Consider the following 14,008-nt stretch of genomic DNA (forward strand, 5'->3'; position numbering starts at 1 on the left):
GATGCCCGACCTCAGTCGCTCAACGCCGCACGCAACCTCTCGGCTTCGGTCGTCGGGGCGTCGCATGTGAAGTTACGGCAGACGTACGCGGCCGGTTCACCGCCGACCAGCGGACGGTCCGCGAGCAGCGGAAACTCGTCGCTCTCCGGGGCTCCGACAGCGACCACGGCTCCGGGTGCGGTGCCCAGCAGTGCCGTGCGGTGCAGGGTCCTCGTGCCCTCGTGGTCGAGGGACGGTCCCACGATCGCGACCTCGCGCGGCCCGTCCAGCGCGGCCTCGGCGGCGGCGAGCCCCCAGCCGATGAAGCGGGGCACGCGCGGTCCGAGCGCCTTGACGACGCCGAGGGCCCGCTCCGCGGCGGTGCGGTGGGGCCCGGACCCGGTGTGCGCGGCATAACTGAGCAGGGCGCCCGCCGCCGCGGTCCAGCCGGACGGGGCGGCGTTGTCGGTGGGGTCCTGCGGGCGGCGGATCAGCCGCTCGGCGTCGGCGGCGGTGTCGAACAGGGCGCCCGACTCCTCGTCGGTGAAGCGGACCAGGACGTGGTCGAGGAGGAACCCGGCGAACTCCAGCCAGACGCCCTCCCCGGTGACGGACGCCAGCGTGAGGAAGCCCTCCGCCACGTCGGCGTAGTCCTCCAGCACGCCCGCGTTGGCGCCGGCGTGGCCGTCCTTGCTGGTGCGGGTGAGCCGGGCCTGCTCGTCGAGGTGCAGCCGGACGAGGAGGTCGGCGGCTGCGAGGGCGGCCTCGACGAGGTCGGGCCGGTCGAAGTAGGCGCCGGTCTCGGCGAGCGCGGCGATCACGAGGCCGTTCCAGGCGGCGACGACCTTGTCGTCCCGGCCGGGGGCGGGACGCTCGGCCCTCTTCGCCAGCAGCCGCTCCCGGATGGAGGCGATCTTCCCGGCATCGAACAGGCTTTCCTGCTGCGGCAGTTGGAGGACGGACTGGCCGTGCTCGAAGGTGCCCTCCTCGGTGACGCCGAAGTACTGCGCGGCGAGTTCGGCATCCTGCTCGCCGAGGACCTCGCGCAGCTGCTCCGGCGTCCACACGTAGTACGCGCCCTCGACGTGCTTGCCCGTTCCGTCGTCGCTGTCGGCATCCAGCGCGGAGGCGAAGCCGCCCTCGGCGGTGCGCAGCTCGCGCACCATGAACTCGGCGGTCTCCAGGGCGACCCGGCGGGCGAGCTCGGAGCCGGTGGCGCGCCAGAGGTGGGCGTAGACCCGGCACAGCAGGGCGTTGTCGTACAGCATCTTCTCGAAGTGCGGCACGATCCAGTCGCGGTCGACCGAGTAGCGGGCGAAGCCGCCGCCGAGCTGGTCGTAGATGCCGCCGCGGGCCATGCGCTCGCAGGTGTCCTGCGCCATCTGGAGGGCGCCCTCGGCACCGGTGCGGGCATGGTGGCGCAGCAGGAACTCCAGCACCATGGACGGCGGGAACTTCGGCGCCCCGCCGAATCCGCCGCGCTGCGGGTCGTACTCACGGGTGAGCGCGAGCAGCGCCTGCGCGAGTTCCTGCTCGCCGGGGGTCTGGGCGTCCCCGTAGGAGATCTCCCGCCCGGCCAGGTCCCGGACGATCTTTCCGGCGACCTCGGTGACCTCGTCCCGCCGGTCCTCCCACGCCTGGTGGACGCCCTGGAGCACCTGCCGGAAGGACGGCATGCCCTGGCGCGGGGCGGGCGGGAAGTACGTGCCGAAGTAGAACGGCTCGGCGTCCGGGGTGAGGAAGACGGTCATGGGCCAGCCGCCGTGGCCGGTCGCGGCCTGCACGGCCTCCATGTAGACGGCGTCGACGTCCGGGCGCTCCTCGCGGTCGACCTTCACGCTCACGTAGTGCGCGTTGAGGTACTCGGCGGTCTGCTGGTCCTCGAAGGACTCGTGGGCCATCACGTGACACCAGTGACAACTGCTGTAGCCGACGCTGAGCAGCACGGGCACGTTCCGCTTGCGGGCCTCCTCGAAGGCGTCCGCCGACCAGGGCCACCAGTCGACGGGGTTGTCGGCGTGCTGAAGGAGGTAGGGGGACGTCTCGTGCGCCAGTCGGTTCGGCATGGTGTCCATCCTGCCGCAGTACCCGGCCCGGCACGCGTCAGGCGCCTCGCGGGCGCCACTCCCGGCGCACGCCCGCCGGACGCGCCGTGCGCCAACGGGCCCGTGTCTTCACACAATCGGGCCGGTCACGCCCCCTCGCCCCGATGCGCCGTCGGCAGCACACTTGACCAAGGAAACGACCGAGGGAACGACCGCAACGACTGAGAGAACGCCGTTGCCGCCGGAGGGGGACGTGACATGCGGGACAGTCATCGGGCGGAGGCCGAGCGGCTGTTGGCACGGGCCGTGGAGGAGGAGGTACGCCGGACGGGCGGGCGCACCGACGGGAACGTGCTGCTCGCGCGGGCGCGCGGGGCGCTCGACGCGATGGCGCAGAGCGCGGCCGAGGAGTACGAGGCCTACACACGCGCCCTGGACGAGGCGGCGGCCGGACAGCTCACCTTCGGGCAGCGCTACGCCCGGGAGGGCGCCGGGACACCGCTGCTGGTGGCCGGGGTCGCGGCGGTCGCGGCCGTCGTCGCCGACATGGCCCTCGGCACGAGTACCGGGACGGCGCTGGGCGCGGGCGTGACCGTGGGTGTCGTGGGCGCCGCGGCGACCGTCGTGAAGGTCGTCGGCTCGCATCTGCCGGCCGCACACCACCGGGCCGGGGCCGTGAGCCAGCCGGGCGGGCCCGAACAACTGCGGCTCCAGTGGCTGACGGCACTGGAGGTGCGGGGCATCCGGCCGTTCCTGGACCAGCAGCGGGTGCTCGCCGCCTCCACGGGACCGAAGAAGACGGGGCCGCGGCTGCGGGGCGCCGACAAGAGCGCGGCGGCGCGCGGGCGCAACGTGCTGGAGCAGTCCTTCGCCCAGCTCCCGGAACCGGCGGAGCCGTTCGCGGGGCGGCGGCCCGAGCTGGCGCAGATCCGGCAGTGGGTGCAGGCGGCCCGCGCGAGCACGGAGACCCAGCCGACGGTCGTCGTCCTGCACGGCGCACCCGGCAGCGGCCGTACGACCCTCGCGGTGCACGCCACGCACGATCTGAAGGACTACTTCCGCGGCGCCTGCGTCGTCGACCTGCGCGCCGAGGGCCCGGGCGAGTCCCCGCTGTCCACCCGCGACGCCCTGCTGCATCTGCTCAACCGGCTCGGCGCGCCCCGCGAGCAACTGCTGTTCCGCGAGCGCTCCTCCCCCGACCAGCAGGTCAAACGGCTGAGCGAGCTGTACCACCAGCATCTCACCGGCCTCCCGGTCACGGTCGTCCTGGACGACGCCTCGGACGCCGAGCAGATCCGCGCCCTCGTCCCGGAGCGGTCCGACAGCCTGGTGCTGGTGACCGCGCGGAAACCCCTGGAGCCGGCGGAGCTGCCCGCGCGGGTGCACCAGCTGCCCGTGACGCCGCTGGACGCGGCGGGTGCGGAGGAGTTGCTGGGCGCGGCGGCACAGGACCGTTCCGGTCCGTACGACGCCGAGTCCGCCGACCGGGTCCGGGAGCTGTGCGGCGGGCTGCCGCTGGCGCTGCGCATCGCCGGCTCGTGCCTCGGTCCGCGCTCGCCGCGCGCGCTGGCCACGGACCTCGGCGCGTACGGCCCGGTCGATCCGGTCGAACGCGCCCTGTGGCTGCGCTACACCGACCAGCCGGAGCCCGCACGTCGGCTGCTGCGCCGGCTGGCCCTGGCCGGCCGGGCCTCGCTGGGCGCCGCCGCGGCCGCCGCGCTGCTGGCCACCGACGAGGCGGAGGCGAAGCGCCATCTCCAGGCCCTGACCCGCGCGGGCCTGATCGACCACGTCCGGGGCGACCGCTACCGGCTGCACGACCTGGTCCGCGCCTTCGCCCAGGCCCGGCTCCTCGACGAGGAGGAACCGGCCGAGCGCACGGCGGCACAGGAACGGCTGATCGTGAACTACGCCGAACTGGCCGACTCGGTGCTGCGCATGGTCGACGGCAACATGTCGACCCGCACGAACCGCTTCAGCCCGTACGGCTTCCCCTCCCTCGACGAGGCGCTGCGCTGGCTGGACGACGAGTCGAGCTTCATCACCGCGGCGCTGCGGCACGCCGAGGGCGTGAACCAGGCGGCGGTCCTGAACCTCCTGGGCGCCCTGTGCGACTACTGCCTGCTGCGCGGCGACCTCTACCGCCTGGGCGAGATCAGCGAGCTGGCCCAGGCGGTGGACGAGGGCCTGCTGGTCCGCTCGGTGCAGTGGCGCACCGGCATCGCGGCGCGGCAGCTGGGCGAACTGGACAAGGCGCGTACGACCCTCGCCTCGGTCGTCGACCTCTACCGGGAGGCCCATCACGACGCGGGCGCCGCCCGGGCCCTGTGCTCCCTCGGCATCACCCTGCACCACCAGGGCAACCTGACGGAGGCGTCGGCGAAGCTCCGCGAGGCCCTGGCCCTCCAGTCCTCCCCCGAGCTGGCGACGGACCGGGCGTGGACGATGCACGCCCTGGCGGCGGTGGAGCGGGACCGCGCCCGGGTGGCCGAGGCGCTGGACCTGTTGACCGAGTCGCTGGTGTTGCACCGCGCCGGCGAGTCCGTGCACGGCCAGGCGTGGGCCCACTTCCAGCTCGGCCAGCTCGGCCTGCGCATGGGCGACGTCCCACGCGCCGAATCCGAGCTGCGCGCGGCCCTGGAGCTGTACGGCCGCACCCGCGACGCCCGTGGCGAGGCCTGGGCCCTGACCCAGCTGGCCCGCGCCCTGCTGGTCGCCGGTGATGCGTCCCCGGCCGTGGAGGAACTGCGCGGGGCCGCCGCCCGGCACCGCGAGAACGAGGACGCCCGCGGCGAGGCGTGGACGCTGTACTACCTCGGCCAGGCCCTGGAGGAGACGGGCAACCTGGACCAGGCGGTCCGCGAACTGGAACGCTCCCGCACGATGTTCTCCCGGATGCGGGACGTCTACGGCCTGGCCTGCGCCCGCCACCACTCGGCGCGTGTCACGCGCGACCAGCGCGCGGCCCAGACGGGCTCGCTGCGCAACTCGGGCTTCGCCCGCCAGCTCCTGGTGGACGCCCGCGCCGACTTCCAGCGCATCGGCGTCGCCCACGGCGAGGCGTGGACCTGTTTGGAACTGGCCGTCGTGGACGCGGGCAACGCCCGCACCCAGCAGGCCCTGGCGCTGTGCGACGAGGCGGCGGCCCTCTTCACCTCGTACGGCGACCGCCGGGGCGAGGACTGGGCCCGCTTCCTGCGCTGCACGCTCCTGCCGTACGCGGCCCCCGGCGGCATGGAGGTCGGCACGGCCGTGGCCGAGGAGGAACTGGCCCAGCTGTCCCGCGCGAGCCATCCGCTGCGCGACCAGAAGCTGGACGACTACCTGGACGCGTACGCCTTGCTGCTGGAACGCGGCGTGACCCTGGAGGCGGGCTGGCAGGCCTGGCGCCTGGGCATGGTGCCGAACCGGCATGCGCGGGAGGTGATGGGAGTGGCGGTGGAGTCGAAGACGTAGAGGTGCAGGTGGGTGGACCCACCTGGTCAGAGGGTCATGAAAGGCCGGTGCTCGCTGAGCAGGAGCTTGCGCAGTGCCAGGCGGATACGCGACAGGACTCGGCGACGCGATGCAGGTGCAGACATGACTCCCCCACCGGCGTGGCCGAACTGGCCGAACGGCCGGACGAGGAGCGGCTGTGCGCTTCCTTCGACCTCCCGGTGGGCAAGTCCAGTCGCACCCGTCACTGGCGAGTGCTGCGCGAAGCGGGCCTGGTGTACCAGCGTGACGTCGGGAACGGGCTCTACATGCGCCTCCGCCAGGAGGACTTGGACCGCAGATTCCCGGGCCTGATCCAAGCCGTCATAGCCGCGGGCTGGACGCCCCGGCCTGCGTCGGTCAGGTTGCGCCGACCTCCGCTGTCCGACGAGCCGAACAGCGGGAGGCTGCGCCTTCGCCGCACGCGACGTACCCGTCGGCGGCGTACGGCCACCGACGGGTGCCCCCGGGGACGGTCGCCCCGGGAGGGGGCGTCAGCTCTGCTGCTTGCCCTGGCCGGAGGTCTCCGCGTCCGCGGGCTCCGGCTCCGCCTGCTCGGCCTTGGGGTCCGGGACCTGGGTGAAGTCGACCCTGTTCATGTGCCGGCTCATCGACTTCATCAGGGCCCACACCGCCAGGGCCATCGCCGCGAAGACGATGAAGCCGAGGACGCCGGGGGTGACCTTGTCCTCGTCGACCTCCTTGGCGAAGGAGACGAGGTGCGTCATTGCCAGGCTTGCGCTTGCGCTCATGTCAGGCATTGTCGCGGACGCCCGCGAAGAGGTCGTCCTCGGGGAGGGAGGTATCGACGAGGGACTTCGCCAGCTCGTACTCCTCCGTCGGCCAGACCTCCTTCTGGATCTCCATCGGCACCTTGAACCAGCCGCCGTCCGGGTCGATCTGCGTGGCGTGCGCGATCAGCGCCTTGTCGCGGATCTCGTAGAAGTCGGCGCAGGGGACGTGCGTGGTGAGCGTGCGCTGCTTCATCCCGAACTCTTCCCAGCGCTTGAGCCAGTCCCCGTAGGGCGACTCCATGCCCCGGTCGAGCATCGCCTGGTGCAGCGCCTCGGTGCGGGGGCGGTTGAAGCCCTGGTTGTAGTAGAGCTTCCGCGGCTGGTACGCGGGGCCGTACTCGGCCTCCGGGTACTTCTCGGTGTCCGCCGCCCCCTCGAACGCCACCATCGAGATCTTGTGGGTCATGATGTGGTCGGGGTGCGGATAGCCGCCGTTCTCGTCGTAGGTGGTGATCACCTGGGGACGGAAGGCGCGGATCTTCCGCACCAGCTCACCGGCCGCGTGGTCGACGTCCTGCAGAGCGAAGCAGCCCTCCGGCAGCGGCGGCAGCGGGTCGCCCTCGGGCAGGCCCGAGTCGACGAAACCGAGCCACTCCTGCTTGACGCCCAGGATCTCCCGGGCCTCGTCCATCTCCTTCTTGCGTACCTCGTGGATGTGCTCCTCGACGTACTTGTCCCCCTGGAGCTTCGGATTGAGGATGGAGCCGCGTTCCCCGCCCGTGCAGGTCACGACCAGCACGTCCACCCCCTCGGACACGTACTTGGCCATGGTCGCCGCGCCCTTGCTCGACTCGTCGTCGGGGTGGGCGTGAACGGCCATCAGTCGCAACTGGTCAGTCAAGACTCATTCCTCAGTAAGTCGGCGCCCTGTGTGCGTCGGCGCAATCAGCGGCTTCTATAGTGACCGAATCGGGAAGCGAATAATTCCGGGACCCGGGTCCCGGGCCCCTCACGGGACGTTCGTCCCGGCCCCGCCTGGAGGACGATCATGAGTACGGCGAGCACGCGACTGCCCGAGGGGCGTTACGGCCGTTCCTCGGACGAGCGCGCCGACCGCACCCTCAAGGTCGTCGGCGCCGTCCTCGCGGTGGCGCTGCTGGGGCTCGTTGGCTGGTTCGGCTACCACTACGTCGCACAGAGCGAGATCAGCGCCGAGGTGATCAGCTTCGAGCCCGGCAAGGAGTCCGTGCAGGTGCACCTGGAGGTCCGCAAGGACGCCGGTGCCGAGGGCTACTGCACCGTGCGCTCGCAGGCGGAGAACGGTGCCGAGGTCGGCCGGGCCGATTTCCGCTTCGACGGGGACGCCACCCGCATCGACAAGGTCGTCACGCTCCGTACGACCTCCCCGGGGACGACGGCCGAGCTGCTGGGCTGCCACACCGGCTGAGACCCCGCCGGGGTCACCTGCAATACGTAGCGCCTGACCTGCGCTGACGTGAAACTGGTGGCTTATGTCCTCCCCCTTCCGCTCCTGAATTGTTAGGCTCGTGGTTTCGCCCATCCGTGAAGGAACATGCTTCTGGGTAGGGCGATGCTTTGTATTCCCAGTACCTACGAGGAGCACCTGTGACCCAGACCAGCGAGAACGTCACCTGGCTGACCCAGGAGGCGTACAACAAGCTCAAGGCTGAGCTTGAGTACCTTACTGGTCCCGCGCGGGCGGAGATCTCCGCGAAGATCGCTGCCGCGCGCGAGGAGGGCGACCTGCGTGAGAACGGCGGGTACCACGCAGCCAAGGAGGAGCAGGGCAAGCAGGAACTCCGTGTGCGCCAGCTCACCCAGCTCCTCGAGAGCGCCAAGGTCGGCGAGGCGCCCGCGGCGGACGGCGCCGTGGCGCCCGGCATGGTCGTCACGATCGCGTTCGACGGTGACGAGGACGACACGCTGACGTTCCTGCTCGCCTCGCGCGAGTACGCGAGCGCCGACATCGAGACGTACTCCCCGCAGTCCCCGCTGGGTACCGGCGTGATCGGCCACAAGGTCGGCGAGGACGCGGAGTACGAGCTGCCGAACGGCAAGAAGGCTTCGGTGAAGATCCTCAAGGCCGAGCCGTACGAGGGCTGAACCTCCCCGGCTCACGTCCTGACCTGCCCCCGGCTCCTCGCGGTGCCGGGGGCATCGTCATGCCGTCGCGGACCGGTACGGACGGACATGCCGATCAGTGCGCCGATCCGGGGAGCAAAGGCGGTCAGCCCATGACCGTGTAACCCGCCTCGCGCAGCGCCTGGCCCACCTCGGCACAGTGTGCCGGGCCCTTCGTCTCCAGGTGCAGCTCGACCTCCGCCTCCGTGAGCCCGAGCCGTGGGTCGGTTCGTACGTGGCTCACATCGAGGACGTTGGCGTCGACCACTGACAACACGCCCAGAAGCGTGGCCAGCGCTCCGGGCCGGTCCGTGAGCCGCAGCCGGACGGCCAGGTAGCGGCCCTGCGCGGCCATGCCGTGCCGCAGCACCCGCTGCATCAGCACCGGGTCGACGTTGCCGCCGGACAGCACCGCGACGACCGGCCCCTCGAAGGAGCCGGGCCGGCTCAGCAGCGCCGCGACCGGGCTCGCCCCGGCCGGCTCCACGACCAGCTTGGCCCGCTCCAGGCACAGCAGCAGCGCGGCGGACAGCTCGTCCTCGCTGACCGTGCGCACCTCGTCGACCAGCTCGCCGACGATTCCGAACGGCACGTCGCCGGGCCGCCCGACCTTGATGCCGTCGGCCATCGTCGCCGGATTCTCGACCGTGACGGGACGGCCCGCCGCCAGCGAGGGCGGATAGGCCGCCGCGCCCTCCGCCTGGACGCCGACGATCTTCAGATCCGGCCGCAGGGCCTTCACCGACACCGCGATCCCGGCGGCCAGCCCGCCCCCGCCGATGCCGACGACGATCGTGCGCGCCTCCGGGCACTGCTCCAGGATCTCCAGGCCGACCGTTCCCTGGCCCGCGATGATGTCGGGGTGGTCGAAGGGGTGGATGAACACCGCGCCCGTCTCGGCCGCGTACTCCTGCGCGGCGGCCAGCGTCTCGTCGACCACGTGGCCGTGCAGCCGCACCTCGGCCCCGTAGTCCCGGGTGGCGCTGACCTTGGGCAGCGGGGCGCCCTTCGGCATGAACACCGTGGAGCGCACGCCGAGCAGCGCGGACGCCAGGGCGACGCCCTGCGCGTGGTTGCCGGCGCTCGCGGCGACGACACCGGCGGCGCGTTCCTCGGGCAGCAGACCCGCGATCCGGACGTAGGCACCGCGCAGCTTGAACGAACCGGTCCGCTGGAGGTTCTCGCACTTGAGGTGCACCGGCGCGCCGACCAGCTGGGACAGGTGCCTGCTGCCCTCCATCGCGGTCACCCGCGCCACGCCCGAGAGCATCTTCTGGGCGCCGCGCACGTCGTCGAGGGTGACGGGGCGCAAGGAGTCAGCCGTGCTGTAGCTCATGACTCCAGCATCGCAGTTCACGGACGGGAACGGTCGTTGTGACCAACCTCCGAGACCCGCTTTGCGCAGCGCCGGTACGGCCCGCGCCCCGGCCGCGTACCCTGTCCCCCAATCAGCCAGCCCTCCACGAAGTGAGCCCCCGGCCATGCCCACAACACCTGAAATGTCGATGGACATGACGACCGTCGGTGACACCGGTCTTCTCGAAACCCTCCAGCACGAGGTGGCGGTGTTCGCCCGCCGTGCCGAACAGACCCGGCTCGGCGGGGTCGGGCAGGTGCGCAACTCCATGGACCGCGCCGCGTACCTGCTGCTCAACCGTCTCGACAAGGAAGGCCCGATGGGCGTCAAGGCGCTCGCCGCGAGCATGGGGATCGACTCCTCGACGGTCACCCGGCAGGTGGCTCCGCTCGTGGACACCGGCCTGGTCAAGCGCACGTCGCACCCCGAGGACGGGCGGGCGGTGGTACTCCAGCTGTCCCCCCGCGGGCAGGCGCGGCTGGAGGAAGTGCGCTCGTCCCGGCGGCAGTTGATGGCCGAGCTGACCGAGGACTGGCAGCCCGAGGAGCGCGAGGCGTTCTGCTCGCTCCTCACGCGCTTCAACAGCGCGCTGTCCGCCCGGATGGCAGTGTCGGGGGTACCGGGGCCGGAGGCGCAGTCGCCGTCATGAGAACCGCCCGATGCGGCTTGTGGCAGACGGGGGTGCAACGCACGTGTGGCCCGGGCGGGGCTCTTGGCCAGGCGGCCGCCCGCGCCGGCCGGGTCGTCCGCCGTCCCGACCCGGTGCGCGGCTCTTGACCTGAGGGCCGCACCTGGCCTGATATGAGACCGGGTCCCCGTTGTACACGGCCGTCGCGCCCGTACCCGGCCGGACCCGCATCCTCAGGGTCGCCGTCGGGCGGGAGGCGCGGTGCGACAACGGCATGCGTCCCAGGCAACCCGGCGAGCCCGGGAGTTCGAGGCGTTCGTCGCGGGCGCGGCCGGGCGGCTGCTGCACACCGCGACCCTGCTCACCGCGGAGGCCCCGGACGACAACCCCCGCGCGCGACGCCTGCTGACCCTGTCGCTGGCGCACACGTACGCGTGCTGGGACCGGCTGCGCGGCGAGGATCCGTACGACCGCACACGGCAGTATGTGGCCGCCCGCTTCGCGCGCGGCGCGTGGCACCACTACGGCGGTCCCGGCCGCGCCCGACCGCACCCGGTGAGTCCCCTGGCCCCGCTCACCCCGCAGGAGCGGCTGATCCTCGTGCTCAGGCTCTACGAAGGCGTCGCCGAGGAGCAGACGGCGGCCCTGCTCGGCCTGTCCACGGAGCGCGTACGGGCCATCTGCCACCGGGCGACGACGACCCTGCTGCACCGCGCGCGGAGCCCGGCTCCGGCAGTGACGGCCGCGAAGGCGGTGCCGTCATGAGCCCTCTGCGTGAGAGCCACCCCGGCGGGCGCCCTCCCGGTGAACGGAGGCGGACATGAGCGGGAACGACCGTGAGGCGGCCGTGCGGCGGCTGCTCGAGCAGGCGCCGTCGCGGTCCGTGCCGCCCGAGATCCACGTGGAGGCGGTGCGCCGGGGCGGCCGGATGCTGCGACGCAGGACGGTCGCGCGGCGCCTGCTGTGGCTGCTGTTGTTCGCGGCGGCCGTGGCGTTCACGGCGTGGGCGCTGACGGCCCGCCCGTGGGTGGAGCCGCCGTCGGACACGACTCCACCTCTCACCAGCTGGTGACCCCGCCGGGGGCGTCCTAGCCGAGTGCCTGCTGAAGGTCTTCCAGCAGATCGTCGGCGTTCTCGATGCCGACGGACAGCCGCACCAGATCGCCGGGCACCTCGAGGAGCGAGCCGGCCGCGGAGGCGTGTGTCATCCGGCCGGGGTGCTCGATCAGCGACTCGACGCCGCCCAGGGACTCGCCCAGCGTGAACACCTTGGCGCGGTTGCAGATCTCGACGGCCGCCTCCTCGCCGCCCGCCACGCGGAAGGAGACCATGCCGCCGAACGACTTCATCTGCTTGGCGGCGACCTCGTGACCGGGGTGCTCCGGCAGGCCCGGGTACAGGACGCTGGTCACGCGCGCGTGCCGGGTGAGCATGTCGACGACCTTGGCGGCGTTCTCACTGTGCCGGTCCATGCGCACCGCGAGCGTCTTGGTGCCGCGCAGCACCAGCCAGGAGTCGAAGGGCCCGGCGACCGCGCCCATCGCGTTCTGGTGGAAGGCCAGTTCCTCGCCCAGGTCCGGGTCGCCCGTGACCAGCGCGCCGCCGACGACGTCCGAGTGGCCGCCCATGTACTTGGTCAGCGAGTGCACGACGACGTCCGCGCCGAGCGAGAGCGGCTGCTGGAGGTAGGGCGTGGCGAAGGTGTTGTCGACGACGAGGCGGGCGCCCGCGTCCCGGGCGACCTGAGCGACGGCGGCGATGTCCGTGATGCCGAGGAGCGGGTTGGAAGGGGTCTCCACCCACACGGCCTTGGTCTTCGGGGTGACGGCGGCCCGTACGGCGGCCGGGTCGCTCGTGTCGGCGACCGACCACTCCACGCCCCAGCGCGCGGCGACCTTGGCGAACAGGCGGAACGTGCCGCCGTAGGCGTCGTTGGGGATGACCATGTGGTCGCCGGGGCTGAGCAGCGTACGCAGCAGGCAGTCCTCGGCCGCCAGCCCGGACGCGAACGCGAGACCGCGGCGACCGCCTTCCAGGGCGGCGAGGTTCTCCTCCAGCGCGGTCCTGGTCGGGTTGGCGCTGCGGCTGTACTCGTAGCCGCCGCGCAGGCCGCCGACGCCGTCCTGCTTGTAGGTCGACACCTGGTAGATCGGCGGGACGACCGCGCCCGTCAGGGGGTCGGCGGTGTTGCCCGCGTGGATCGCGAGCGTCTCGAAGTGCTGACTGATGTGCCTGTCGCTCATGGGCACCGAGGGTAGTGCGCCGACGCGATGAGTGCCGGGGGACGAGGAGACGCGGGCCCCGGAGCGGGGTTTCCCACAGGGCGGTGGGCACGGCGCGGGGGGCGGCCCGGCCGGGTTTTCCACAGGTTCGTGGACCAGGTTGGCCAATTGTCGGCGCGGTCTGGTTCGCTTGTCGCATGGAGATTCTCTGGGTCCTGATCGCACTGGTCATGCTGGGCTTCGTGCTGCTTCCCTTCCTGCGGCGCGGGCGCGGGACCGCGATCGGTCTGGTCTCGCCCGACCACCCGGACGCCGCGGACCCGGCGAACTACGGCTTCGTCCCCGAGGAGGAGCTGGACATCCGCATGCCCGGCCCCGACCAGGATCTGCTGGACGTCCTGGACGTGGTGCAGCGCACGCAGGACCACCGCGCGGCGCAGCAGCTCCTCGCGGGCACGGAGACGGAGGGCGAGCGGCGCTGGCAGCGTGTGCAGGCCTTCGCGGGTGCGGCCTCACTGGAGCTCTCTCAGCGGCCCGGCGGGGTGAGCGAGGCGCCGGGCGGGCAGTGGCTGCGGGTGTGGCGGACCGAGGCACCCAAGGACGCGGGCGGCGCGGCGGTGCACGCCGAGTTCCTGGTGCAGCAGGCGTGGCGTACTGCGACGCCCGGGACGGACGAGTTCCGGATCATCATGGAGGAGGCGAAGGCGGCGTGCGGCGAGGCGGCGCTGCTGGCCCCCGGCGATCCGATCCCGTACATCGTCGAGCTGTCGGTCGCCCGCGGGCTGGGCTACTCCCAGAAGGACTTCGAGCAGCTCTGGCTGAAGATCCTGGACCGCGCCCCGGCCCACATGGGAGCGCACCTGGCCGCGCTGCACTACTGGTGCGAGAAGTGGCACGGCTCGCGTGAGCTGGCGTACGAGTTCGCGGAGGCCGCGGCGGCCCGCGCGCCCAAGGGCTCCCTCCTTGCGGCGATGCCCCTCTTCGCGGTGTTCGAGCACCTCCCCGAGGTGACCCTGGTCAGCAGCTTCTGGCAGACCGAGGTCGTCACGAAGTCGGTCCACGGCGCGCTGCACGCGGTGCACTCGGCCCGCCCCGACGACCCGATGCTGGCGCACGTGCGGCACCTGCTGGTCTTCTTCCTGGTCCGCGGCGAGCGCTGGGCGGAAGCCATGAACCAGCTGGTGCACATCGACGGCCATGTCGGCGCCCTGCCCTGGACCCTGTCCACCGACCCCGCAGCTGAGTTCGCGGTGTACCGGGCACTGGCAGTGGCGGGCTACGAGGCGAACGGCGGCAGCCCGGCGAGCCTGCCGCACTGAGACGCCTGCTCGGCGGCGCCGAGACGCGGGCCGGGGCGCACCGGGACGCCGGCTCCGGCGAGCACCGAGACGCCGGCTCCGGCGGGCCGAGTCGCCGGCTCCGGCCTC

At 72.3% G+C, this 14,008-nt stretch carries 12 protein-coding genes; 7 read left to right on the forward strand and 5 right to left on the reverse strand.

The features are described 5' to 3' along the window. Window positions 1-11: 11 nt before the first annotated feature. Entirely contained in the window at window positions 12-2,045 is a 2,034-nt protein-coding gene (locus tag ACZ6TU_RS01610) for a thioredoxin domain-containing protein (RefSeq protein WP_469545876.1), read from the reverse strand. A gap of 237 nt (window positions 2,046-2,282) precedes the next feature. Here ACZ6TU_RS01610 and ACZ6TU_RS01615 point away from each other — a divergent pair, with 237 nt between their 5' ends. Continuing rightward, entirely contained in the window at window positions 2,283-5,480 is a 3,198-nt protein-coding gene (locus tag ACZ6TU_RS01615) for a tetratricopeptide repeat protein (protein WP_467671626.1), read from the forward strand. Between the two features lie 512 nt (window positions 5,481-5,992). Here ACZ6TU_RS01615 and ACZ6TU_RS01620 read toward each other — a convergent pair. Then, complete coding sequence (locus ACZ6TU_RS01620; protein ID WP_467671628.1) at window positions 5,993-6,259, reverse strand: hypothetical protein; 267 nt, start codon at window positions 6,257-6,259, stop codon at window positions 5,993-5,995. Next, window positions 6,252-7,133: a mycothiol conjugate amidase Mca gene (gene mca, locus ACZ6TU_RS01625; protein ID WP_467671630.1), complete on the reverse strand. Its 882-nt coding sequence runs from the start codon at window positions 7,131-7,133 to the stop codon at window positions 6,252-6,254. Before mca ends, ACZ6TU_RS01620 begins: the two co-directional genes overlap by 8 nt. A gap of 147 nt (window positions 7,134-7,280) precedes the next feature. On the opposite strand from mca, the gene ACZ6TU_RS01630 reads away from it, so the two are divergent. Further along, on the forward strand, window positions 7,281-7,679 hold the full coding sequence (locus ACZ6TU_RS01630; protein WP_467671632.1) for a DUF4307 domain-containing protein: 399 nt from the start codon (window positions 7,281-7,283) through the stop codon (window positions 7,677-7,679). 179 nt (window positions 7,680-7,858) lie between these two features. After that, on the forward strand, window positions 7,859-8,356 hold the full coding sequence (gene greA / locus ACZ6TU_RS01635; RefSeq protein WP_467671634.1) for a transcription elongation factor GreA: 498 nt from the start codon (window positions 7,859-7,861) through the stop codon (window positions 8,354-8,356). Between the two features lie 124 nt (window positions 8,357-8,480). On the opposite strand, the gene ilvA is transcribed toward greA, so the two are convergent. Beyond that, entirely contained in the window at window positions 8,481-9,710 is a 1,230-nt protein-coding gene (gene ilvA, locus ACZ6TU_RS01640) for a threonine ammonia-lyase (protein WP_469545883.1), read from the reverse strand. 163 nt (window positions 9,711-9,873) lie between these two features. Between ilvA and ACZ6TU_RS01645 the strand changes: the two genes are divergently transcribed. The 3 genes from ACZ6TU_RS01645 to ACZ6TU_RS01655 all read left to right on the forward strand — a co-directional run bounded on the left by ACZ6TU_RS01645 (window position 9,874) and on the right by ACZ6TU_RS01655 (window position 11,431). Next, the gene (locus tag ACZ6TU_RS01645; RefSeq protein WP_467672544.1) at window positions 9,874-10,380 is read left to right on the forward strand and encodes a MarR family winged helix-turn-helix transcriptional regulator; all 507 of its coding nucleotides are present in this window, start codon (window positions 9,874-9,876) and stop codon (window positions 10,378-10,380) included. A 240-nt stretch (window positions 10,381-10,620) separates the two neighbouring features. Next, the gene (locus ACZ6TU_RS01650) at window positions 10,621-11,124 is read left to right on the forward strand and encodes a sigma factor-like helix-turn-helix DNA-binding protein (protein ID WP_467671638.1); all 504 of its coding nucleotides are present in this window, start codon (window positions 10,621-10,623) and stop codon (window positions 11,122-11,124) included. A 55-nt stretch (window positions 11,125-11,179) separates the two neighbouring features. Next, window positions 11,180-11,431 (forward strand): hypothetical protein, encoded by a 252-nt coding sequence (locus ACZ6TU_RS01655; protein WP_467671640.1) that lies wholly within the window; start codon window positions 11,180-11,182, stop codon window positions 11,429-11,431. 16 nt (window positions 11,432-11,447) lie between these two features. On the opposite strand, the gene ACZ6TU_RS01660 is transcribed toward ACZ6TU_RS01655, so the two are convergent. After that, window positions 11,448-12,602 carry a cystathionine gamma-synthase gene (locus ACZ6TU_RS01660; protein WP_469545888.1) on the reverse strand — a complete coding sequence of 385 codons (1,155 nt, stop codon included), beginning with the start codon at window positions 12,600-12,602 and terminating at the stop codon, window positions 11,448-11,450. 176 nt (window positions 12,603-12,778) lie between these two features. On the opposite strand from ACZ6TU_RS01660, the gene ACZ6TU_RS01665 reads away from it, so the two are divergent. Then, entirely contained in the window at window positions 12,779-13,900 is a 1,122-nt protein-coding gene (locus tag ACZ6TU_RS01665) for a hypothetical protein (RefSeq protein WP_467671644.1), read from the forward strand. Window positions 13,901-14,008 lie beyond the last annotated feature (108 nt).

It is taken from the genome of Streptomyces sp. NPDC052064, assembly GCF_055585925.1.

What these genes read in the sequence shown, in the direction of transcription:
- ACZ6TU_RS01610 (WP_469545876.1), bottom strand. Translation starts at nt 2,045, where the DNA reads ATGCCGAACCGACTGGCGCACGAGACGTCCCCCTACCTCCTTCAGCAC.
- ACZ6TU_RS01615 (WP_467671626.1), top strand. Translation starts at nt 2,283, where the DNA reads ATGCGGGACAGTCATCGGGCGGAGGCCGAGCGGCTGTTGGCACGGGCC.
- ACZ6TU_RS01620 (WP_467671628.1), bottom strand. Translation starts at nt 6,259, where the DNA reads ATGCCTGACATGAGCGCAAGCGCAAGCCTGGCAATGACGCACCTCGTC.
- ACZ6TU_RS01630 (WP_467671632.1), top strand. Translation starts at nt 7,281, where the DNA reads ATGAGTACGGCGAGCACGCGACTGCCCGAGGGGCGTTACGGCCGTTCC.
- ilvA (WP_469545883.1), bottom strand. Translation starts at nt 9,710, where the DNA reads ATGAGCTACAGCACGGCTGACTCCTTGCGCCCCGTCACCCTCGACGAC.
- ACZ6TU_RS01645 (WP_467672544.1), top strand. Translation starts at nt 9,874, where the DNA reads ATGTCGATGGACATGACGACCGTCGGTGACACCGGTCTTCTCGAAACC.
- ACZ6TU_RS01655 (WP_467671640.1), top strand. Translation starts at nt 11,180, where the DNA reads ATGAGCGGGAACGACCGTGAGGCGGCCGTGCGGCGGCTGCTCGAGCAG.
- ACZ6TU_RS01660 (WP_469545888.1), bottom strand. Translation starts at nt 12,602, where the DNA reads ATGAGCGACAGGCACATCAGTCAGCACTTCGAGACGCTCGCGATCCAC.
- ACZ6TU_RS01665 (WP_467671644.1), top strand. Translation starts at nt 12,779, where the DNA reads ATGGAGATTCTCTGGGTCCTGATCGCACTGGTCATGCTGGGCTTCGTG.